Annotated in this window: 18 protein-coding genes; 5 read left to right on the forward strand and 13 right to left on the reverse strand. The window is 68.4% G+C overall.

Annotation, left to right across the window (positions count from 1 at the left end):
- Positions 1-21 precede the first annotated feature (21 nt).
- From AB0N84_RS06935 to AB0N84_RS06945, 3 genes are read left to right on the forward strand one after another with little or no spacing between them, the layout of a single operon-like run.
- Entirely contained in the window at positions 22-654 is a 633-nt protein-coding gene (locus tag AB0N84_RS06935; protein WP_363544630.1) for a hypothetical protein, read from the forward strand.
- Complete coding sequence (locus tag AB0N84_RS06940; protein WP_363544631.1) at positions 651-1,346, forward strand: hypothetical protein; 696 nt, start codon at positions 651-653, stop codon at positions 1,344-1,346. Before AB0N84_RS06935 ends, AB0N84_RS06940 begins: the two co-directional genes overlap by 4 nt.
- 53 nt (positions 1,347-1,399) lie before the next feature.
- Positions 1,400-2,143: an SOS response-associated peptidase gene (locus tag AB0N84_RS06945; protein WP_363544633.1), complete on the forward strand. Its 744-nt coding sequence runs from the start codon at positions 1,400-1,402 to the stop codon at positions 2,141-2,143.
- 138 nt (positions 2,144-2,281) lie between these two features.
- On the opposite strand, the gene AB0N84_RS06950 is transcribed toward AB0N84_RS06945, so the two are convergent.
- The gene (locus AB0N84_RS06950; RefSeq protein ID WP_363544635.1) at positions 2,282-7,702 is read right to left on the reverse strand and encodes an Ig-like domain-containing protein; all 5,421 of its coding nucleotides are present in this window, start codon (positions 7,700-7,702) and stop codon (positions 2,282-2,284) included.
- Between the two features lie 286 nt (positions 7,703-7,988).
- Entirely contained in the window at positions 7,989-8,318 is a 330-nt protein-coding gene (locus AB0N84_RS06955; protein ID WP_289459437.1) for a hypothetical protein, read from the reverse strand.
- Here AB0N84_RS06955 and AB0N84_RS06960 point away from each other — a divergent pair.
- Positions 8,317-8,445, forward strand: coding sequence for a hypothetical protein (locus tag AB0N84_RS06960; RefSeq protein ID WP_259346089.1), 129 nt, complete (start codon positions 8,317-8,319; stop codon positions 8,443-8,445). The genes AB0N84_RS06955 and AB0N84_RS06960 overlap by 2 nt on opposite strands.
- Here AB0N84_RS06960 and AB0N84_RS06965 read toward each other — a convergent pair.
- A complete protein-coding gene (locus AB0N84_RS06965; RefSeq protein WP_069712411.1) occupies positions 8,426-8,752 on the reverse strand; it encodes a hypothetical protein in 327 nt (108 codons plus the stop codon). The genes AB0N84_RS06960 and AB0N84_RS06965 overlap by 20 nt on opposite strands.
- 271 nt (positions 8,753-9,023) lie before the next feature.
- On the opposite strand from AB0N84_RS06965, the gene AB0N84_RS06970 reads away from it, so the two are divergent.
- Positions 9,024-9,884, forward strand: a complete 861-nt coding sequence (locus AB0N84_RS06970; protein WP_289459438.1) for a VanZ family protein — start codon at positions 9,024-9,026, stop codon at positions 9,882-9,884.
- Between the two features lie 252 nt (positions 9,885-10,136).
- Here the strand turns inward: AB0N84_RS06970 and AB0N84_RS06975 are convergent, their stop codons facing one another.
- The 10 genes from AB0N84_RS06975 to AB0N84_RS07020 all read right to left on the reverse strand — a co-directional run bounded on the left by AB0N84_RS06975 (position 10,137) and on the right by AB0N84_RS07020 (position 21,461).
- The gene (locus AB0N84_RS06975; RefSeq protein ID WP_069712410.1) at positions 10,137-10,703 is read right to left on the reverse strand and encodes a hypothetical protein; all 567 of its coding nucleotides are present in this window, start codon (positions 10,701-10,703) and stop codon (positions 10,137-10,139) included.
- Positions 10,704-11,152: 449 nt separating this feature from the next.
- Positions 11,153-12,895, reverse strand: a complete 1,743-nt coding sequence (locus AB0N84_RS06980) for a DUF4012 domain-containing protein (RefSeq protein ID WP_363544639.1) — start codon at positions 12,893-12,895, stop codon at positions 11,153-11,155.
- A gap of 111 nt (positions 12,896-13,006) precedes the next feature.
- On the reverse strand, positions 13,007-13,975 hold the full coding sequence (locus tag AB0N84_RS06985) for a GDP-L-fucose synthase (protein ID WP_363544641.1): 969 nt from the start codon (positions 13,973-13,975) through the stop codon (positions 13,007-13,009).
- Positions 13,975-15,003, reverse strand: coding sequence for a GDP-mannose 4,6-dehydratase (gene gmd, locus AB0N84_RS06990; protein WP_363544644.1), 1,029 nt, complete (start codon positions 15,001-15,003; stop codon positions 13,975-13,977). The genes AB0N84_RS06985 and gmd overlap by 1 nt, the downstream gene beginning before the upstream one ends.
- 96 nt (positions 15,004-15,099) lie before the next feature.
- Entirely contained in the window at positions 15,100-16,428 is a 1,329-nt protein-coding gene (locus tag AB0N84_RS06995; RefSeq protein WP_363544647.1) for an O-antigen ligase family protein, read from the reverse strand.
- A gap of 199 nt (positions 16,429-16,627) precedes the next feature.
- Complete coding sequence (locus tag AB0N84_RS07000) at positions 16,628-17,830, reverse strand: oligosaccharide flippase family protein (RefSeq protein ID WP_363544650.1); 1,203 nt, start codon at positions 17,828-17,830, stop codon at positions 16,628-16,630.
- A gap of 160 nt (positions 17,831-17,990) precedes the next feature.
- A complete protein-coding gene (locus AB0N84_RS07005; protein ID WP_363544653.1) occupies positions 17,991-19,109 on the reverse strand; it encodes a glycosyltransferase in 1,119 nt (372 codons plus the stop codon).
- On the reverse strand, positions 19,106-19,456 hold the full coding sequence (locus tag AB0N84_RS07010) for a hypothetical protein (RefSeq protein ID WP_363544656.1): 351 nt from the start codon (positions 19,454-19,456) through the stop codon (positions 19,106-19,108). The genes AB0N84_RS07005 and AB0N84_RS07010 overlap by 4 nt, the downstream gene beginning before the upstream one ends.
- A gap of 212 nt (positions 19,457-19,668) precedes the next feature.
- Complete coding sequence (locus AB0N84_RS07015; protein WP_363544659.1) at positions 19,669-20,778, reverse strand: glycosyltransferase; 1,110 nt, start codon at positions 20,776-20,778, stop codon at positions 19,669-19,671.
- Positions 20,779-20,795: 17 nt separating this feature from the next.
- Positions 20,796-21,461, reverse strand: coding sequence for a WecB/TagA/CpsF family glycosyltransferase (locus AB0N84_RS07020; protein ID WP_363544662.1), 666 nt, complete (start codon positions 21,459-21,461; stop codon positions 20,796-20,798).
- Between the last annotated feature and the right edge of the window lie 84 nt (positions 21,462-21,545).

The following is a 21,545-nucleotide window of genomic DNA, read 5'->3' on the forward strand; positions in this document are numbered from 1 at the left end:
CCCGGCGAGTACAAGTGACAGGTGTTCATGCTCGGCTGGCGGGTCTTCCGCGCGCTCCTCGGCGACGTCGTCGACCCTGCGCGAGCACGGCGAGCCGCGTGGATCGCCGGCGCCGTCGCGGTGGTCGTGCTCGTGGTGTCCGTCGTGACTGATCGCGCCACCGGCTGGGCCGGGTCCGGTGGCGTACGCCCGGTGCTCACGGTCTCCTTCGTGACGATCGGGGCCTTGGCGCTCGTGTTCGCGTGCTTCCCGACCGCTCGCGCGGCTGGTCCCGACCTCCGCATCAACGGGCGGCAGGTCCGACCTGACCAGCAGCTCTCCGCACGGTCGACCGTGCAGCCGTACCTGTCCCGCCGGCAGCGTCCCGTGGCGCCGGAGGACCGCGCGATCGTGCTCAACGACGTGCCGCTCTTACAGCGCGGGCTGGTCTGGCGGCTGTCACGGCTCACGCCCCTGCTCGTCGGCCTGGCTTGCGGCAGTGCAGCGGTGCTCGTCTCCGGAGAGCGGCAGCCCCTCGTCTTCCTCTGGCCGTTCTTCTACCTGTTCCTGCTGCCGGACCTGGTGGTCCGCATCGGCCGGGCCGAGCGTGCCCGCCTCGCGGCGCTGGCAGCGGACCCGGCCCCGACGACGACGACGACGGAGGTCGCCCCGTGACCCGATCGGCGTACGAACTCGGGTGGCGGGTGTTCCGCGACCGCTTCGACACCGACGTCCCGCCGGACCGCCTGCGACGCGCGGTCGGGATCGGGATCCTCGTCGGGGTCGCGGCCCTGGTCGTCCTCGTCGTCGTGGGGCTGTCGGTCGGCTGGCCGGACCTCGCCGGTCCCGCGGGGTGGATCGGCGCCGTGCTCCTCGCGGTGGGGATCGGCGGCTTCGCCGTCGCGTGCGTCCCGCTCGTGCCGCGGCCGCCCGACGCGACGAAGCTCTTCTGGTCGGGTTCGGTCATGCAGGCCCCGGAGCGCACCGAGCGGTACTTCGGCGGAGGACCGGCACCGACGATCGCGCCCGCCGATCGCGACGAGGTCCTGCGGGACGCCGAACTCGTGCAGTCGGGTCAGGTGCCGGACACCTTCCGCGGCTTCGTCGTGACGGCAGCCGGTGTGCTGGCGGCGGTGTCGCTCCTGGTCACCGACACACACGTCCAGCTCTTCAGCTTCGTCTCCCTGTTCCTGGTCGTCCGGCTCGTCCTCGGGCTGGTCCGGCTCGGGCGGGTCGAACGGGCCCGCATCCTGGCAGCGTCGCTGCCGGAAGTGCCACCGGCGCCCTCGCCGGGCGGCACCGCCGGGAGCCGGCGGACACACCGTCCGGCACCTCGCGGCTCGAAGCTCGGCCTGCCCGACGACTGACCCGGCCCGGCCGTCCCCGGCCCGCTGTCGGCCCCGCCGGGCACACTGGTCGCATGTGTGGAAGGTTCGTCGTCTCCGACACCACGGCCGATCTGCTGCCCGAGCTCGTGGGTGAGCTCGCCGCGCGCACCGAGCACGTCGACGAGGACACCGGCGAGGTCCAGGCCGGCCTCGCCCCGAGCTGGAACGTCGCCCCGACCGACCCCGTGTACGCCGTCCGGCAGCGCCACGGGCAGCGCGAGCTCCCGCAGATCAGCTGGGGCTTCGTGCCGAGCTGGGCGAAGGACTTCCGGAAGCAGCGTCCGAAGCCGATCAACGCCCGCATCGAGACGGTCGCCACGAGCGGCATGTTCGGGCGGGCGTTCGCGACGAACCGCTGCATCGTCCCGGCGCTCGGCTACTACGAGTGGGTCGTCCGCGAGGACGGCAAGGAACCCCACTTCGTGCACGAGCCCGGCGGTGCGCTCGCGATGGCGGGCATCGTGAGTGCCTGGCCCGACCCGACCAAGCCCGAGGACGACCCGGACAAGTGGCTGCTGTCGCTGGCGATCATCACGCGGGACGCCCACGTCGCGCCGGGCGAGGTGCACGACCGCATGCCGGCGTTCCTCACCCCGGACGGCTACGACGACTGGCTCGGCACCGGGTCCGGCGGCGGCCTGGGCTCGGACGACCTGCTCGCGCTGCTCGACCACGAGTCGCTCGCGGTCGCCGCCGGACTCGAGCAGTACGAGGTCTCGCGCGCGGTGAACAGCGTGCGGAACGACGGCCCGCAGCTCATCCAGCCCATCGCCTGAGCGCTCCGAGCCACGGGACCGCGACCTGAACGCACCCCCCGGACACGGCCGACGGACGGGAGGCCCGGATCACGTGCGCCTGTCGGCTGACGTGATCCGGGCCTCCCGTCCGGTGCGCGGGCCGGGCCGCTCAGGACCTCAGTCCTGCGAGCGTCGACGCACCCCCGTCGTCACCGCGACGTCGTCGCCGCTCCGGCGACGGACCACCAGGAACGCACCGGCGAGGACCATCGCGAGGGCCGAGAGCCCGAGCCCGACGAGCCCGGTGGTGCCGGTGAAGGCCAGCTTGGCGATGTGCGTGGCGGCGGCGAGCCCGGTCGGGTAGTACACCTCGAGCGTGGCGCGGACCACCTGCGCCGCAGTGTCGGCGACCGTGTAGTCGATCGACGTGCGGGCTGCCCAGCCGTGCTCCGGGGTGAAGACGACCTGCCCGCGCTCGACCTGCCAGGTGCCCATCCCCCGCACGACGACCCGGTCGGTCTGGGCGCCGCTGGTGGGGTCGACCAGGTGCAGCGTCGACGGCACGAAGTGCGCTCCGCCGCTGGCGTGGTCGTTGTCGATCGGGCGGATGGTGACCGCGTGGTCGACCTTGCCCGTTGCCGAGTCGTCGGTGGCGGTGGCCGCCGCGACGACGGTCATGGTGGCGGTCGCGGTCGTCGTCTGCCCGGAGGCGTCGGTCACCGTGTAGGTGAACCGGTCGGTCCCGGTGAAGCCCTCGGCGGGCGTGTAGACGTAGGAGCCGTCGCGCTGCACCGTGACCGTGCCGTGGGCGGGCTTCCGGTCGAGTGCGGCGGTCAGGCCGGTGCCGCCGTCGTTGCCGAGCAGGCCGTGCCGGGCGTCGCGGGCGACCGCGGTGCCGGCGACGGTGCGGGCGCTGTCGGCCACCGCGTCGATGCCGACCGTGACGGTGACGACCGCCTCGGCGTGCTGGCCCTCGGCGTCGACCACGTCGTAGGTGACGGTGTCGACCCCGGAGAAGCCGGCGGCCGGGGTGTAGACGAACGTGCCGTCCGCGGCGATCCGCACCGTGCCGTGCTGGGCACGACCGACCGAGGCGACGCGGAGCGCCGAGCCGTGGTCGTTGCCGAGCACGCCCGGTCCCGCGACCGTGACCGACTTGCCGGCCGTCGTGCGGGCGACGTCCGCGCCGGCGGTCGGCGTCACCGTGATGGTGACGATCCCGGTCGCGGTCGAGCCCTCGGCGTCGGTGGCGGTGTACGTGAACGTGTCGGTGCCGGAGAACCCGTCGGCCGGCGTGTACACGTACGAGCCGTCTGCCGCGAGCTCCACGGTGCCGTGCTGCGGCTTCCGGTCGAGCTCCGCCCGGAGACCCGCGCCCGAGTCGTCGGCCAGGACGCCGGACGAGGCGGGCACCCGGAGCGTGCCGTTCGTCGTCGTCGCACCGCGGTCGGCGGTCGCGACGGCACCGACCAGCACCGTGACCGTGGCGGTCGCGGTCTGCCCGGAGGGGTCGGTCACCGTGTAGGTGAAGGTGTCCCGGCCGGACCAGCCCGCGGTGGGCGTGTAGACCAGCGAGCCGTCGGCTGCCTGCGTGACCGTGCCGTGGCGCGGCGCCGTCGTGCCGGTGACGGTCAGGCCCGAGCCCGCGTCGTTGCCGGTGAGGGTGCCCGCGGCGATCGGCAGCGGGGTGCCCGAGGCGGTCTGCAGGACGTCGTCGGCGGCGGTCGGGGCGACGCGGACCGTTACGGTCGCCGTGGCGGTCGAGCCGGCACCGTCGGTCACCGTGTAGGTGAACGTGTCCGTGCCGGACCAACCCGCTGCCGGCGTGTAGGTCACGCCGGCGTCGGTGACGCGCACCGACCCGTTCGCGGCCGCGCCGACGCCGGTGACCCGGAGCGCGGTGCCCTTGTCGTTCGCGAGGACGGGGACGTCGACGGGGGTGTCCGTCGTGGTCGTCACGCGGTCGTCGACGGCCTTCGGTGCGACGGTGATGGTCACGGTCCCGGTCGTGGTGGTGCCGGAGCCGTCGGTGATCGTCACCTCGAAGCCGTCCTTGCCCGAGAAGTCGGGTGCGGGCGTGTACGTGTACGAGCCGTCCTTCCCGACCTCGACGGTGCCGTGCTGCGGCTGCGTGTTGTCGGTGACCGACAGGTCGGTCCCGGTGGCACCGGCGAGCGGGCCGCGGTCGGCGGGGACCACGAGGGTGCCGTCGGCCGTGGCGTCGGCGTCGGACGCGGCGACCACGGGGGTGATCGTCACGGTGACCGTGCCGGTCGCCGTGTTGCCGTTGGCGCCGGTGACCTGGTAGTCGAACGTCGCGCGGCCCGAGGTGCCGGGCGCCGGGGTGTACGTCACGGTGCCGTCGACGTTGCGGACGACGGTGCCGGCGCTCGGGTTCCCGACCGCGGTGACGGTGAGACCGGTGCCGTGGTCGTTGCCGGTGAGGTCGGCCGAGGTGACGGTGACGGGCTGGCCGGCCGCGGTGCGGATCCGGTCGTCCTCCGTGCGGGGCGTGACCGTGATGGTCACGAGACCGGTGGTCTTCGCGCCCGATGCGTCCGTCGCCGTGTAGGTGAAGCGGTCCGAGCCGGACCAGTCAGCGGTCGGCGTGTACGAGTACGAGCCGTCGGCGGCCAGGTCGACCGTGCCGTGCAGCGGCGGCTCGTCGAGCTCCGCGGTCAGGCCGGTGCCGGAGTCGTTCGCGAGCACGCCCCGCTCGACCGGCACGGTCAGCGTCGTCGAGGCCGGGACGGTCGCGCGGTCGTCGGCTGCCCGCGGTCCGACCACGACGACCACCCAGGTGGAGTCGGTGCGGCCCGCCGCGTCGCGGACGTCGTACCAGAAGGTGCCGCTGCCCGAGAAGCCGTCGGCGGGGGTGAAGACGGCGTTGCCGTCCGCGTCGAGCGCGACCGAGCCGTCCGTCGCCCGGCTGACGCCGGTCACGGCGAGCCCGGTGCCGGAGTCGTTGGCCGTCAGGTCCGCCGCCGCGACGGTCACCGGCGTGCCGGCCGACGTCGAGGTGGTGTCCGGACGGGCGCGCGGCGCGACCGCGACCGTGACGGTCGCCGGCTTCGACGTACGGCCGGCGCCGTCGGTCACCGTGTAGGTGAAGGTGTCCGTGCCGGACCAGTCGCGGGCCGGGGTGTACGCCAGCGTGCCGTCGTCGTTCCGCACCACGGTGCCGTGGGCCGGAGCGGTCGCCACCGCGGCGGTCAGGCCCGAGCCGGTGTCGTTGCGCAGGACGTCGACCGCGACGGGGGCGTTCGCGCCGGTGGCGGCGCTGTCGTCGGCCGCCGTGGGCACGACCACCACGGTGACGGAGCCGCTGACGACCGTCCCGGTGCCGTCGGTCGCCTGGTAGGTGAAGGTGTCGGTGCCGGAGAAGCCGGTGGCGGGCACGTAGGTGTACGTGCCGTCGGGGTTCAGCGTCAGCGTGCCGTGGTCGGGCTGGCTGTTGGACCGGACCGTCAGGTCGGTGCCGCGGTCGTTGCCGAGGACGCCGTCCGCGCGGGTCGTCGCCGTGGCGGTGCCGCCGGCGGGCAGGGTGATCGTGTCGTCGACCGCCGCGGGCCGCACGAGGACGGTCACGGTGACGGTGTCGCTCTTCCCGTTCGCGTCGGTGACGGTGTAGTCGAACGAGTCCCCGCCCGAGTACCCGTCGGCCGGCGTGTACGTGTACGAGCCGTCCTTCCCGACGGTGACGATGCCGTGCGACGGCTGGGTCGACCCCGTGACGGCGAGGCCGCTGCCCTGGTCGTTGCCGAGCAGACCCGGTGCTGCGCCGGTGGCGGGGCCGCCGGCGTCGACGGTGATCGAGTCCGCGCCCGCTGCGGGCAGGACCGTCACGGTGACCGTGGCGGTCGTGGTCGTCCCGTTGCCGTCCCGCGCCGTGTAGGTGAAGGAGTCGGGGCCGGAGTAGCCGGTCGTCGGCGTGTACGAGTACGAGCCGTCCTTGCCGAGCACGAGGGTGCCGTGCGACGGGTCGGTGTGGTCGGTGATGGTCAGGTCGCTGCCGCCGTCGTTGGCCAGGAGGCCCGTGGCTGCGTCCGCCGTGGCGGTCTGGCCCGCGCGGGCGGTCACCGTGTCGTCCGCCGCGGACGGCTTCACGGTCACGGTGACGGTGCTCGTCGAGGTCTGCCCCGAGGAGTCCTTCGCCGTGTAGGTGAACGAGTCGGTCCCGGAGAACCCGGCGGCCGGGGTGTACGTGTACGAACCGTCGGCCGCGACGCTCGCGGTGCCGTGCGCGGGCTGCGTGTTCGAGACGACGCTGACGCCGGTGCCGCTGTCGTTCGCGAGCACGCCGTCCGAGGCGCCCTTCGTGACGGCGGTCCCCGTGGTGGTCGTGGCGGTGTCCGGGGCGGTCGCGACGTGCGTGGCCCGCACGCTGTTCGCGAAGGTCACGACGACGTCGGTGCCGTCCGCGCTCGTGGCGCTCGGGAAGTCGAAGCTCGCCGTGTTGCCATCGCCCTGGGCGATGACCGCGCCGGAGTTGACGTTCTCGGCGCGCCAGGTGGTCGCGTAGTTCGCCAGGTCGGTCGTGCCGGCGGCGGTCTGGGTGACGGTGTACTTCGTCTTCGGGGTCGTCAGGATCGCACCGGCCCGCTGGGGCTGGACCCCGTCGGCCGAGCCGTCGGTGATCGTGCTGTTGCCCTCGGTGGCCTCCCCGACCGCGCCGGTCTTCGGGTCGACGGCGGCGGCCTTCAGGGCGAACTGGTCGCCCGACGCCCAGCGGTGGTCGACGCTCGACTGCGCCGCGAGCGTGTTGGCGTAGTTGCACGAGGCGAGGTCGCTCGGCGTGTAGCCGCCCGCGATCGGGATCGTCGTCCCGACCTGGTTGCCGGTCGCGGGGTCGACCTTGTAGACCGACGAGCCCACCGACGCGAAGAGGTAGCCGTCGGCGGAGAAGGCGATGCCGGGGCTGCCGGCGGCGTTGGCGTCGATCGGCAGCGTCGACACCAGGGTGGTCTTGAGCGCGGCCGTGCCTGCGGTCGCCGGGACCGTTTCGACGCGGCGGATCTGGTTGCCCGTCACGACGAAGAGCAACCCGCGGGTGCTGAACGCCATGTCACCGTTCTTGCCGGCCAGCAGGCCGTCGATGGTGCCGACCTGACCGATCTTCGTACCGGTCTTCGTGTCGTACGCGCCGAGGTACGCGGGGGTCGCACCGCTGGCGTAGTAGTAGATGCCGGTCGCCGGGTTGATCGCACCGCGGAGCAGCTGGCGGTTGCCGCCCGGGTCGGCGTTCGTGACGTCGGCCGTGCGCGCCCCGTTGACGGCGTCGTACCCGGTGATGGTGTTGCCGCCGTTGACCCCGGCGTAGGCGGCGACACCGTTGCGGGCGACCGCGAGGGCGTTGTTCGCCGGGTCCATCGTCGCGATGTTCGTGACCGCACCGGTCGTCGCGTCGATCGCCGCGAGCTGGTTCTGCGTCGTGTTGATCGCGTAGAGCGTGTTCTGGTCGCAGGACAGCGCGGACGCGGCGACGGCCGGGTCCGCCACGACGGCCTGCGTCACGCCGACGGCGCCGAGCAGGGCGACGCCGAGCATGGCGACGGAACGGATGCCGGGACGGCGGCGCGCGCGAGAGCGCGCGGGCACGGCGGTGCCCTGGTGCACAGGCAGCATGAGTCACTTTCGGGTCGAGACGATGCCGACGCCGCTTGCATGACGGTCCGTGCAGAAGGACGGTCGCTGACGTCCCCTCGATCCTGACAGGAACGGGCGTTCTCATGGGGTCACTTCCGGTCCCCAGTAGGGGGGACCACTCGTTCTGGGGGTGGGCCCGTACCGGTCCGAGGGGGGCCACGCACGAAACGGGAGGCCCGGATCACGTCCGCCGTGTGGCGGAGGTGATCCGGGCCTCCCGTCTGTGGATGTCGCGGTGTCAGTCGAGCGTGCGCCGCACCGACGGCAGCAACTGGTGCAGCCGCTCGGCGAGGCGGTCCTGTGCCTCGTCCAGCGAGCGGAAGTCACCGACGTACGAGCCGTAGGTGTCGGACACGAAGAAGTGCGTGCCCTGCTGGTCGATCACGCCGCCGTAGTAGCCGCCGTAGTTGGCGGCCCAGAGCCCCGTGTCAGCCTCGGACCAGACGACGTGCGCCCGGGCCGGTGCGTCGGGGGACACGACGCCGGCAGCGATGCCGGTGATGACCTCGATGGTCGCCGTGTCCACGGTCACCTCCGCCTTGTGGCTGCTGGTGACGATGCTGCTCATGGTGTTGCTCCTCGTGCTGCTCTGGTACTCGGCGGTGCTGGTGGTGCCTGCGGTGCTGGTGGTGCGGGCAGTGCTGGTGGCCGTGCGGCCGGGATGGTCGTCGGGCACTACGCGACCGGACGGATGACGGACGGCAGCATCACGTGGAGCTGGTCCGAGAGCTTGGCCTGGGCCTCCTCGAGGGTGGCGAAGTCGCCGACCACGAGGCCGAAGGTGTCGGAGGCGACGTAGCGGCCGTCGCGCTTGTCGACGCTGCCGCCGAAGTAGCCGCCGTAGTTGGCGATCCACTCGCCGTCGTCCTCCTGCGTCCACGTGGTCTTGGCACGTGCTGCGCGGCCGGACTGCTCGGCTTCTGCCTCGAGGATCGCGATGACGTCGACCGTCTCGGTGTCGAGGGTGACCTCGCGGGTGTCGGTGGTGACCGTGGTGCTCATGTCGCTCTCCTTCGCGATCCGGGGTACAGCTGTTGACGAGACGAATCTACGAGAGCGTCCCCCGACCGCGCCACCGATGCCCGTCGATTCACGGTTTCCGTGCATACGGATCGGGGTACACCCCCGGAAACCCGGGGGTACGCGACCTCAGAACGGGGTACAGGGGTACGAACGGGGTACTCGTTTCGTGGATGAACTGGTTCGTCGCGTCCTGCACGCACTCCGGCACCCTCCCCCGGCCGGGAGGCGAGCCCCGCTAGCGTCCATTCCCGTGACCACCGCGACCAGGACCGCGATCGTGCGGATCGTGCTGTCCGTCGCGGTCGTGCTCGTGGTCGCGGTGCTCCTGGTGCCCGGCCTCGCGGACCGGCTGCGGTCCGGCGTGGTGGCCGGGGTGGGCGCGCTGCGCGCGCTCGGGCACGGCACGCTCGCGTTGGGTGACGGGTTCGTGCTGGCGATGGGGGTGACGGTGGGGACCGCCCTGCTGCCGGTGCTGCTGGCGGGGGCGTCCCGTGCCTCCCGTCCGGATGCGATCCGACGTCGTGCCGTCACGAGCGGTGTCGTCGTGCTCCTGCTCGCGGTGGGCGCGGCCCTGCCCGCGACGTACCCGAGCGACCGGTTCCGCTCGGTGGCGCTCGCGGGGCTCGTCGGGGTGGGCATCGGCGCGCTCGCGGATGCGGCCTGGCACGCCCGTGCACGAGCGGCTCATGCTTCGGGACGAACTCGGCGGGTGGCGTGGACGCTGGCGGCCGCCTACGGCCTGGTGGTGGTCCTGGTGGCGACGGCCGGGTCGCCCGTCGACGGCGGCGCGTACCCGACGCTGGTGCGGGCCATCGCGGCCGGGCAGCGCCTCGGAGCGCCGGGGTGGCTCGGGTACGACGCGGTCGAGTTCACCGCGAACGTGCTCTTCTTCGTGCCGTTCGGGTTCTTCGTGCTGCTGCTCTTCGGGGCGCGGGCGTGGTGGGTCGGCATGCTCGGCGGCTTCGTGGCGAGCTGCGCGATCGAGACGGTGCAGGCGCTGTTCCTGCCGGCGCGGTTCGCATCCGTGGACGACGTGCTGGCGAACACCTCGGGGGCGGTGCTCGGCGTGCTGGTGGGGGTCGTGGTGCTCGGGCGGGTGCGTCGGTCCTGAGCGGACTCGCTCCTCGTTCGCCCGGCTCCCTCAGGCGTGTGGCCGTACGGTCAGCGCATGGCCCGACCCGAACGCCGCCGGTACCGTCCGCCCTCGATGTTCCCGTGGTGGTTGTGGATCGCCGCGCCGCTCGCCGTCGTCGCCGTCGTCGCGATCGCGTTGATCGTGACCTGACGTCCCCCTTCCCCCTCGTACGACGAGAACGACCCCCGGCACCGAGGTGCCGAGGGTCGTTCTGCAGGAGTGCTGTGCTCAGGCGGCGTCGCGCTGACGACGGACCGACTTGCGGACGACCAGCAGGCCGCCACCGAGGACGAGCGCGCCACCGGCAGCCCAGAGGCCGAGGGTGGAGATGGTGCCACCGGTGAAGGCGAGCTCACCGGGGGTGCCGGTGCCACCGGTCGAGCCGACCGTGGTGCCGGTGCCGCCGGCGGCAGCCGGGACGATCGAGAAGAAGCCGGTACCGGTCTGGCCCGAGGTGGCGCCGGTCGCGGTCAGGTTGTAGGTGCCCGAGCCGCCGGCCGGGAAGGTGACGCGCACCGACAGCGAGCCGTCGGCGTTCGACGTGTAGTCCTTCGAGACCGTGGTGATGGGCAGCGCGCCGAGCGTGACGGCACCGGCACCGGTGACCTGCACGCGGACGGGCTCGTTCGGCGCGAAGACGTCCGCGGCGAAGTTGGCGGAGACGGTGCCACCGGCGACCGGGGCACCCGTGACCGTACCGGCCGACTCCGGGGCGTACCCGGCGGCGTTGGCGGCGGTCGGGACCGCGACGAAGGCTGCGCCCGCGATGAGGGCAGCGGCGATGAGCTTCTTCATGAAGTGTTTCCCCTAGTGATCTGATCCTGCAGACCCTGACACCCAGAGCCCGTGGCACTCCCCTACCCACGGGCCACTGTGGTTCAAGCGGTCGCGATGGCGAAGTTCCCTCAATCTAGCGGGATCTCCCAGGGTGTTGCCACGCTCCGTGCAACATTCGTGTGAACTTTCTTCGCCATCGCGCCGTGCGGACAGGGTGAGAGGGCCTCTGTTTCAGCGGTCCGAGGCGGATTTGCCCTGATGAGCGGCGGGATCCGCTCGTTCTCGGACTCGCTGAGCGCCCGCTCTGCACGGTGGTCCCGTCCGTACAGGAACGGCACTGACCCCCCGGTCTGGGGTAACGCGACGACGCTCGCTGAGCCGACACGGGGTGCTAATCGAGGATGCCGGGATGCCGCCGACATACACTCCGCGCTGCTCTCCGCCCCTCAGTGCCGTTCTCAGGCCCGTCAGTTCGGGATCGGAGTGGCGCAGTCGAAGGACAGGGCCTCGGTCTTCGTCTGCTGGACGCCCGGGGTCGACAGTGCCTCCACGCCCGCGCGAGCGTGGTCCGCGTCACCGAGGAAGGCGACCCGGAACGTCGTGCTCTGCCCCGGAGCGAGCAGCGTCTGCAGCTGCGCGACCGGGTGGTCGCCGTCCATGACGGTCTGGACGCCGACCTGCTTGCCGTCCTGTGACGAGCCGAGGTAGATCGACTCGGCCGGTGCGTACACCGCGACCAGCGTCTTCACCTTGCCGGGCTCGGTACCGGCGAAGCCCCCGCCGGTGACGTACTCCGGCAGACTCGTCCCCGCGTCCGCCGGCGCGGTGTTCTTGAGCGTCACCTCGACCACCGACGTCGGGCGTCCGTCCGCCCGACAGACCGACGACCCGACCGACACCGTCTTGGCCAGGTAGTAGTCCATCTTCGACGCGGTCCCGTCGTTCAGGTAGACGCCGAACTGCCGGGTCTCGCTGCTCGCCGTCGGGAGCTCGCCCGCGAGCGGCGTGCCCGCGATCTGCTCCTGCTCGTCCTTGTCCGCGCTCCACAAGCGCAGGCGCCCCTCGTCGGTCCCCTGCGTCAGCGCGCCGATGAACTCCCTCGCGTCGAACGACCCGCTCGCCACCTTGTCGAAGACCGCCTTGGCCGCCGACGCGAAGAACAGGTCCTGCACCGCCGGGTCCGGGTACTTGGCGTAGACCTCGCTGAGGAGCAACGGCACGGCGTTGTCCGAAGTCAGGGTGTCGCCGGTCGGCAGCTGCACCGGTCCGGTGGCGCGCAGGAGGTAGCTCAGCGTGACCGGGTCCATCGCGAGCACGCCGTCGACCCGCTGGCCGAACTTCTGCTGCCACATCGCCTGCGCGAGCTTCGCGGACACGTCGAAGCGTGGCGTCAGGGTCACGTCCTGCATGTACCGCCCAGTGATCTCCCCGTACAGGCTGCTGGTGCCGGCGTCGAGCGGGAGCACGGACTTCGCGTAGGGGCCGAAGGTCGAGCCGGCCGCCTGGTTCTCGAGCGCGATCGACCCGTCCCGCACCCGGAGCAGGGCGACCGCCCCTGGGATGCCACCGCCGGCACGGAGCTCGGCGTTGTTCTGGAAGAGCAGCACGTAGTCGCGCTCGCCGTCGTGGCCGAGCATGGCGGGAGCGATCTGCACGAAGCGATCGGCGGTCGCCACCTGCTGGGACGCCGAGAGCACGGCGTTCCGCAACTGGTTCACCGCGGATGTGACCGGGGACAGCGTGTCGCTGGTGTCGATCGCCTGCACGTCCCGGTCCGCACGCTGCAGCGTCGTCACTGCCTGCGCAACCGCGGGCTGCGCCTTGACGAGCGGCTCGAGGTCGACCTTGCCGCCCTTCGGCGCGAAGGACTCGGTGCTGAGACCACCGACGGCCCCGGCGACGGGGCTGACCGCCCCCGTCGCGATGTCGTCGACGACCACGGAGATCTGGCGGACGGCGCGGAGGTTGGTGCCGAAGAACGGCACGTGCTGCGCGGCACTCCAGACCGGGTCGCCGGTGAGCGACCGCGCGGACGCGGCTTCGTCCTCCAGGTGCTGCGCCGTCCGCTGCGCCGCCGTCGTGTCCGCACCGCCGAGCTGCGAACGCAGGGTGCTCACGTCGGCGACCGCGCGCTCGAGGTGCCCGCGCGCGAGCAGACCACGCGCGCCGACCCACACAACGGCGAAGATCAGCAGAAGGACAGCGGCCAAGACGACCCACAGGACGACCCGGGTCCAGGACATGCGGCGTACTGATGCGGGTCCCGTCTCGGCCCGTCCGGAGCCGCTCGTGGCCCTACTCTCGCTCATGTCTGACCGAGGTCACTGCCGGACCGAGTCCGCGTGAGCGCGGTACCACTCGATGGTGCTGCGCAGACCGTCCTCGAGCCCGATCTGTGCGGTCCAGCCCGCGTCGGCGAGCTTGGACACGTCGAGGAGCTTCTGCGGGGTGCCGTCCGGCTTGGACGTGTCCCAGACCGTCTCGCCCTCGAAGCCGACCACCTTCGCAATCGTCTCGGCGATCTCGCGGATCGTCACGTCGGAGCCGGTGCCGACGTTCACCTGGTCGGGGCCGTCGTAGTGCTCGATGAGGTGGAAGACCGCCGCCGCCATGTCGTCGACGTGCAGGAACTCGCGACGCGGCGACCCGGTCCCCCAATTCTCGACCTGGTTGGCACCCTGCTGCACGGCCTCGTCGTAGCGGCGGATGAGCGCCGGCAGGACGTGCGATCCCTTCGGCGAGAAGTTGTCGCCCGGCCCGTACAGGTTCGTCGGCATCGCCGAGATCCAGGGCAGCCCGTGCTGTCGGCGGACCGCCTGGACCTGCAGGATGCCGGCGATCTTCGCGATCGCGTACGCGTCGTTGGTCGGCTCCAGGTGCCCGGTGAGGAGCGAGTCCTCGTGGATCGGCTGCTCGGCCAGCTTCGGGTAGATGCAGGACGACCCGAGGAACACCAGGCGCTCCACGCCGTGCGCGACCGCAGCGTCCATGACGTTGACCTGGATCTGCAGGTTCTCGCTGAGGAAGTCGTGCGGGTACGTGTCGTTCGCCAGGATGCCGCCGACCTTCGCCGCTGCGAGGACGACGTGCTTCGGCCGCTCCTGCGCGAAGAAGTCGAAGACCGCGCTGCGGTCCTTCAGGTCGAGTTCGGACGAGGTCCGTCCGACCAGGTCGTTGAAGCCCTCTATCTCGAACTTCCGCTGCACGGCCGAGCCGACCAGCCCGCGGTGACCGGCGATGTAGACCCGGTCGTCGCGATCGAGCGGCGCGGGGGTGAAGTCGACGGCCATCAGGACTCCCAGCTCGCGAGCTTGACCGTGTCGATCCACGGCCGACCCTCGTGCTCGAGGGCCTCGACGTCCGCGTCGACCATGATGCGGGCGAGTTCTGCGGTGTCGACCGTGGCCTCCCACCCGAGCTTCTCCTTGGCCTTCGACGCGTCGCCGACGAGTGCGTCCACCTCGCTCGGACGCAGGTACCGCTCGTCGAACCGCACGTGGTCCTCCCAGTTCAGACCCACGTGCGAGAACGCCGTCTCGAGGAAGTCACGGACTGTGAAATTCCCGCCCGTCGCCAGGACGAAGTCGTCGGGCTCGTCGGCCTGCAGCATCCGCCACATGCCCTCGACGTACTCCGCGGCGTAGCCCCAGTCGCGCACCGAGTCGAGGTTGCCGAGGTAGACGTGGTCCTCGAGCCCCGCCTTGATGCGGGCGACCGCCCGTGTGATCTTGCGCGTGACGAACGTCTCGCCGCGGCGAGGTGACTCGTGGTTGAAGAGGATGCCGTTGACCGCGAACATGTCGTACGCCTCGCGGTAGTTCCGCGTCACCCAGTAGCTGTAGACCTTCGCGGCGCCGTAGGGCGAGCGCGGCCAGAACGGGGTCTCCTCGTTCTGCGGCGGCGGCGTCGCGCCGAACATCTCGGACGACGATGCCTGGTAGAAGCGCGTGTGGATGCCTGACATGCGGACCGCCTCGAGCATGCGCATCGAGCCGACACCGGTGACGTCGCCGGTGTGCTCGGGCTCGTCGAAGGACACACGCACGTGCGACTGCGCGGCGAGGTTGTAGACCTCGTCCGGCTTCAGCTCCCCCAGGAGGCTGACCAGCCGAGCTCCGTCACCGAGGTCGCCGTAGTGCAGGAAGAGCTTGGCGTCCGGGTTGTGCGGGTCAACGTACAGGTGGTCGATCCGCGAGGTGTTGAAGGTCGACGCACGACGGATGACCCCGTGCACCTCGTACCCCTTGCGGAGGAGCAGCTCTGCCAGGTATGACCCGTCCTGTCCGGTGATGCCCGTGATGAGCGCGCGCTTGCCCAAAAAATACTCCCCTTAGTCGAGCCACTCTCGAAACACGAGCAGCGTACGAGATCGTAGCTCGGATCGTTCACGTCACTCCACAAAGTCCGGGTTCGATCACCGCACCGCACGCGCCCGTCGACGTCCTTCAGCCAGCTGGAACCGATTAGACGCGGTTCGCCGCTGAGCACCCCGCACAGCAACAGTCACGGACGTCGGGGGAGCAGAACGCAGACCGTAGAGGACACCGATCGACCACCAGAACGGGACCGCACCGAAGGGCGCCTCAAGAACTACCCCTAGGTTCGCGACGGGAAGAATGCCAAGGAACAGTAGCGCCGCCGTCGCGAATAGAGGATCCGAGCCAACGGAAGCACGCTTACGCCAAAGGAGTATCAGAACCTCCAGACAGATACCGGCGGAAAGGAGCAATCCAACGGTTCCCATGCGGGCGTAGATACCGACAAACCAGTTGTGCGGACTTCGAACGTTATCGTAAGTCGAACCCTCAAGGAACGCGAGTGTCCCGGATTCGGTCAGGAAATCGTTGCCGAACCCACTTCCGAAAAGCTGCCGGGCCGGCTCCTGATTGACCCAGGAAACAACCCCGGACCAGACCAGACGCCGAGCGTTCTCCGTCCCCTGCGCACTGTACTGCGCCTGGCTAGACGCGGCCCCCGGCGTCAGAGTAGCGATCAAGCGCTCGCCCGCGGTTGTCTGCGGAATGATGATTAGCGCAGCGATCACTGCGACAGGTACGGCAACCTGCGCCACGAGTCGTTTTCCAGAGCGACGGGGAGTCGAGGAGTAGTGGAAAACAAAGGCGAACACGAGAGTGATCACCATACTGATCAGCCCTGCACGGGCATAAACAGACAGGACACCGAAAAGTGACAAGATCATCGCAAGGGCTGGCCAAAATGGCCTTGGCGCCTTCGCAGCACGGATGAGGAAAACTCCTGCGCCGACCCCGAGGACGGCGGCATCGATGTCTGGCCTGATACCGAACAACGGAGCACCAAGACTGGGGATGTTGAAGCCGACTCCTCCCACAGCGATGGAGGCCAGACACCACAGGAGATGGAAGGTCAATGCAAGACGAAGGATGCCGGCTGTCCTGGCTCGGCCGGCCGGCGTTGCCCTCGAAAGCGACCAAGCGCTCAGGAAAGCGATGAACGCGTAGAGGAACGGTGCCGCGTCTCGGACCAGCATGGCGATCGACGGCGTTGCGGTCAGGGACCACCCGACTCGCACGATGACGAATGACACGAAGAGGAACAGGAGCGGACTTGTGTTTGAGCGCGACGAGGTGTACTCGGGCGAGAGCGAACTCCGAGGGTACTTCGCCGAGCGAACGAGGGCTGCGATGAAGGCAGCAGCGAGCAGTAGATCGGTCAGGAACAACGGCGGACTACCGATGTAGGAGCCCCAGCGCGTCGCCCCCACGAGTAACACAGTTGCGGACACTCCAGCCACAGCAGCCGGATGCGCTCGGCGCTCGTTCAATTCGATCCTCCTGCAGATAGTGTCCAGCAACACGGACCTCGGAACGAGGCCTGTGCAGGTTGGCCTTGCTTCAGCTGGCCTGTCTGATCACGCGCTAAAAACTCCTTAAAAAGGTGAATTGCGGACTCAGGCATGCGTCTCAGACCCACCAGAGGGCCGCCAGAGACAGCGCAGCTGTGACCACGCTACAGAAGGCAAGGGCCTTTACGGGTACCGCCCGACCGCAGGCGACAGCGAACAGCGCAAGCATCACAAACTCCCTCGCGAGTAGCAGCCAGGCCGCTCCTTCCAGACCGTCCGCTGCCGCGAACGCAATCGGGATCGCCGCAACGATCCCGACAACCCTTACCCAGGCCGCCCACTTCATTCGCCCCACCGTCAGCATGACGATCGGCAAAGCCCAAGACAAGACGGTGGGGATGATGCTGATCAGAGCAATCATTGAGGCCCGCAGGGGTGTCCCCCACTCAGAACCGAGAACAGGAACGAGTACCGTCCGCACCGCGAAGGCGATCACGAGGACGACGACGGTCGCGATGGCAAGCGCTTTCACCATTAGCTGGTCCGTGACGCGTGCGATCTGTGGAGAGGTGGCGTCTCGCGCTTCCGCCAGCCGCACCCGGAGAACGTTTGACGTGGAGGCCGAGATGGCGTCCCCGGGATTGCGCGCGACGGCGAGCGCAAAGTTGTAAGAACCGAGAACGTTCGTGCCCGCCAGGACGCCGACGAGCACCTTGTCCACTTGAGCCTGAGCCCAGCCACCAACGAAGAAAACCGAGGAGTGCGCGAACTCTCTCCCGTAAGTGGCACCTTCCGTCAGAGCGCTTCGCGCCTCATGCATTCCAAGCTTGCTGGCCTGCCGCTGAGCAGCGAAAGCGAACATCGCCTCAGTGAGCAGAACTTGCAGTGAAGCGCCAAGCAGGCTCTGAGTTAGCACGAGCGCGGGAACGGACACCAGCAGCGAGACTGCCGCCGCGACCACCTGCATCCGAGCTAAGGATCGCCATTGATTCAGCTTTTGCAGGAACCCAAGCGGAATGAGAGCGAACGAGTTGAATACGGGCACGAGCAGTAGCGGCGCCAACGAGAATATCTGATTCGGTTCCTCCGGGAACACCACAAACAAGACGATTATGGTGCCCAGCATTGCGAGGATGCCCAGCAAACTCGCCAAAGTCCGGTATCGCAACAGGAAGCGGAAGGCGGTTGCTGAGTTCCAGCTCGGCACGACGATCTGTCGAACAGCGCCATCCAAGGCTGAGTAGTAGAAGGTCAGGATAAGCATCGGCCAGACGTACAGGCCGACCTCGAAGGGGGTCATGTAGAACGCAAGAAGCACCATGAGCAATGCATTCGCCGCTCGTGGGAGTACACGTTCCACGAGCGACCAGATTAGATGGCGCACAGGTCCGAGTCCTGCTCTAACCGATTGTCGATCCTAACCACGGCTTCCTGCCACCTCGGCTTGCCGTTCGACGCCCGATAGTGGGACGACGTGGTCCTCACCGCTCAGACACCAAGTACTCTGCCCACTTCGCCGCACCGTGACCAATGGTGCGATTGGCATCGAAGAATCGGGCGGATCGCCGCGCCATCTCCTCAATGACTTTGGGCCGAGACACAAGATTATCCAGAGCGTCGTTAATCGAGGCTCCGTCACGAGTACCGACAACAACACCGGCCCCTGACGCGAGGACATCTACCGCAGCCTGCCCAGTTGGCGATCCCAGGTAGAACACGCCGCGGCCGGCCCCCATTGCCGCGTACACCTTCGATGGCACGCACGTCCCCGTCAGCTCTTCCGCGAGAGAGACGATGTGCAGGTCCGCTCCGGCATACATGGCCTCGAGTTCATCCTCAGGAGCGAATTCACGGATCGTGACATTACCAATCCCTCTACCAGAGACGTCCCGACGGGCCGCCTCGACCTCACTCCCCGATCCACTGATCGTCAGTTCAACGTCATCGCGTTCAGCCACGACAGCGACCAGGTCACGCAACGGATGAACCTCGCGGGCAGAGCCGGAGTAGAGAAGACGAAGGGGCAGTTCAGCGTTCACGGGTGAATGCCGCTCGATAGGACGATGCCATAGAGGGATCACGTGCACTTGTCGATCGAGCAGACCTTGAATGGTTTGTGCCATGCACGACCCGATGGTTACGATCGACCCACTTTTCTGCAGCGCGAAGAGCTCGACGGCTGATCGTGTCTTCGTCATGAGACCGGAGTCATGCGCCGCCAGCCGGTACAGGTCCATCACCCACGCAGCGTCTCGAACCCGACCGGAACTAATGATCCTGGCGAGTGCGCCCACCAAGGGAAGGCCCGACGGCACGTCGACGCTCACGAATGCCCGCATTCGTCGATGACCCGCGAATACCACTCCTACCGTTCTGAGGAGGAAGGTCGTCTCGCTCAGCATTCGTCGAACCCTATCCGCCGGACCCCCGCCGGACGCAACGATCGAGCCGGCCGGGATGCCCAACACACGCACAGGCATGCCCTGCCCGCGCAGCTCGGTGGCGAGCTCGCGGACGACCCGCGCAACGGCGTCGCGTTCCGACTCCGCGTATGCATATGCGAATACGATTTCGTTCCGCTCGTCACGCGACTTTCTCATTTCCTCACGCTCCTAGCAGGATTCCCGACGACCGTATCGCCCGGCGGAACGTCGCGGACGACGACAGCTCCCGCGCCGATACGCGCTTCCCGTCCTAGGGTGATTGCGCCGATGATCAGGGCGGTCGTTCCGACATCAACCTTGTCGCGCACGAACGGCGCGTGCTCAGTTGGACTCTTGTGCCCGATGACCACGCCGTTCCTCAGGACGACACCCGACCCGATCAGAGCCCTATCGTTTACGACCAAGCCAACACCATGAAAAATTGTCAACCCTGGACCGATTCGTGTCTTGGGGCGCAACTCGATCCCAAGCACGAATTCAGTAATGAAGCGGTACGCCGCCACAGCAACCAAGGATCGCCGACGCGGTCGCGCTCTGTCTCGTATCAGGTATTGGCAACTTCTGAGTCCAATAAGCACCGACTTGGCTTTTGGGTCCCCACGATTTGCTCGCAAATCGGTCCGAAGTGTCCGAAGCATGCCTCGGAAAGAGCTGAAGGGTTGCATCGCGGCCCGCTCTTCCTCGGTGCCAACGCCGATGAGGTCCTCTGTCTGGTTCACAATGCATCCTCTCGCGTCAGTGCGAAGACGTCCTGCCACGCCTTCCGGAATGCCACCCGCGAATGCCTCATCTCGTACGTTCGCCTCGCGCCGTCTGCCAGACGCGTTCTTTCCGCAGGATCTGCCATCAGGGACGCTACAGCGGCGCTCGCTGCCTCCGCAGTCGGTTCGGGGAGAAGGTATCCGTTTTCCGGTCCAACCATCTCGCGTATCGCGCCGACGTCCGATGCCACCACCGGAAGCCCAAGACTAAAGGCCTCGATGATGGTGAGCGGTTGGGCTTCGAACCGGTATCTCGACGGGAAAATCAGCAATTCTGCACGGGCAATCTCGTCCCACTTCTCGTGGCCGAATCTTGCACCGCGGAATACCACCCGGTCACCGTACCCAGAGCGTTCGACTCGGAGCCGAAGCTCATCGGCCAGCCCGGGATCTGCATCCTGGCCGACGAGCGCGAAGGTCAAGTCTCGAGAGCGGGCGCAGAGGTCAACGGCCATGTCGACAAAGACGTCTGCTCCTTTTTCTTCTAGAAGGTTCGAGAGGAAGAGGACGTGCCCGCCAGACGTTCGTCTCCGCCGCTCGGCCTGCTGACCAGGCGGCACCAACGGCGGCTCTTCGATGGTATTAGGGATCACGCTAATGGAGCCGGGCTTCACAAACGGTTTGATGTCGACCTTCAGTGACTCTGCAAGACAAACTGTTCGGACTCCGTTGGAAAGCAGGCGGCGGACCAAATACCGCCAGACGGACCCGCGAGCGGCGAGATCCGCGTAACCACTTGTGTGCACGTAGTTGATCGTGCGCACCTTGAACATCCGGAGCACCTCACCCAGAAGCACGTCGACGAGGAAGGAGAACGGCCTGTTCGTACAGAAGAATATACACATGGCGGGGCGACTGACGACCGCGCCCATCAATCGGAGGACAATCGACGGAACTGCAAGGATCTTGCGGAGCGAAAACGATCCGACCTCCGCGACAGATCGACTGAAGCGCCGATCTACGAGCCGAACAGGGACATTGCTCTCGGCGAGAATTTCGAGGAGGATCTTTGTGACTATGGTGGAGCCGTGGGTCGGAGGGGGCACCTGGCTGATGACAATCACTTTATTGGGCGCCACGGTCAATGGTCCCTAAGCACTGCGCGGAGGAAGATGAAGTTGCCTATGAGGTAACGACGCCACAGACGCTTCGGCTCGGCCAACAAGCGGTACAGCCACTCCAGGCCCACCTTCGTCATCCATCTTGGCGCTTCGCGCTTCGTGCCTGCTGCAAAGTCGAAAGCTGCTCCGACCGCGCAGGCGACAACCCCGAGCTCACGTGCGAGACGTGCGACTTCGAAGTCCTGTTTTGGAGTGCCGAGTCCCACCCACACGATATCCGCGTCGGAGGCGCGGATGAGCGCGTCCTGTTGCGCGATGTCCGAACTGGTCAGCGCGCGGAATGGAGGACTGTGGGCACCAACGATCGACAAACCTGGATAGCGAAGGTGCAGGTTCTCCTGAAGTCTGACAAGCAGGTCGTCCGAACCCCCGAGAAGGAAGTGCTTCACCGCGGTGTCACGGCCCTGATCCAACACGTCCGCAAAGAACTGTGGACCGCGTACCTGGTGCAGCCGCTCGGTCGACCACCGGGTGACCCAACTCAGGGGCTTACCGTCTGGGAAATTGCAAGAGTCTTCCGTGAGCGAAGCACGAAAGGCAGTGTCGCTCTGCGCGAGAGCGATCGAGTAGGCGTTTAGGAGATGAATTGCAGCCCCCTCGTGCTGAGTCTGGCTCAGGGCGATCACCGACCTCGATGCCATCCCTGGCGTCGAGATGAGGAAGGGAATGCCCCCGAGGGAACGGACTCGCAAGTGCCTCAGCGGGGCAGA

Origin of the sequence: Curtobacterium sp. NPDC089185, assembly GCF_040685235.1 — a bacterium.
Classification (GTDB): domain Bacteria; phylum Actinomycetota; class Actinomycetes; order Actinomycetales; family Microbacteriaceae; genus Curtobacterium; species Curtobacterium citri.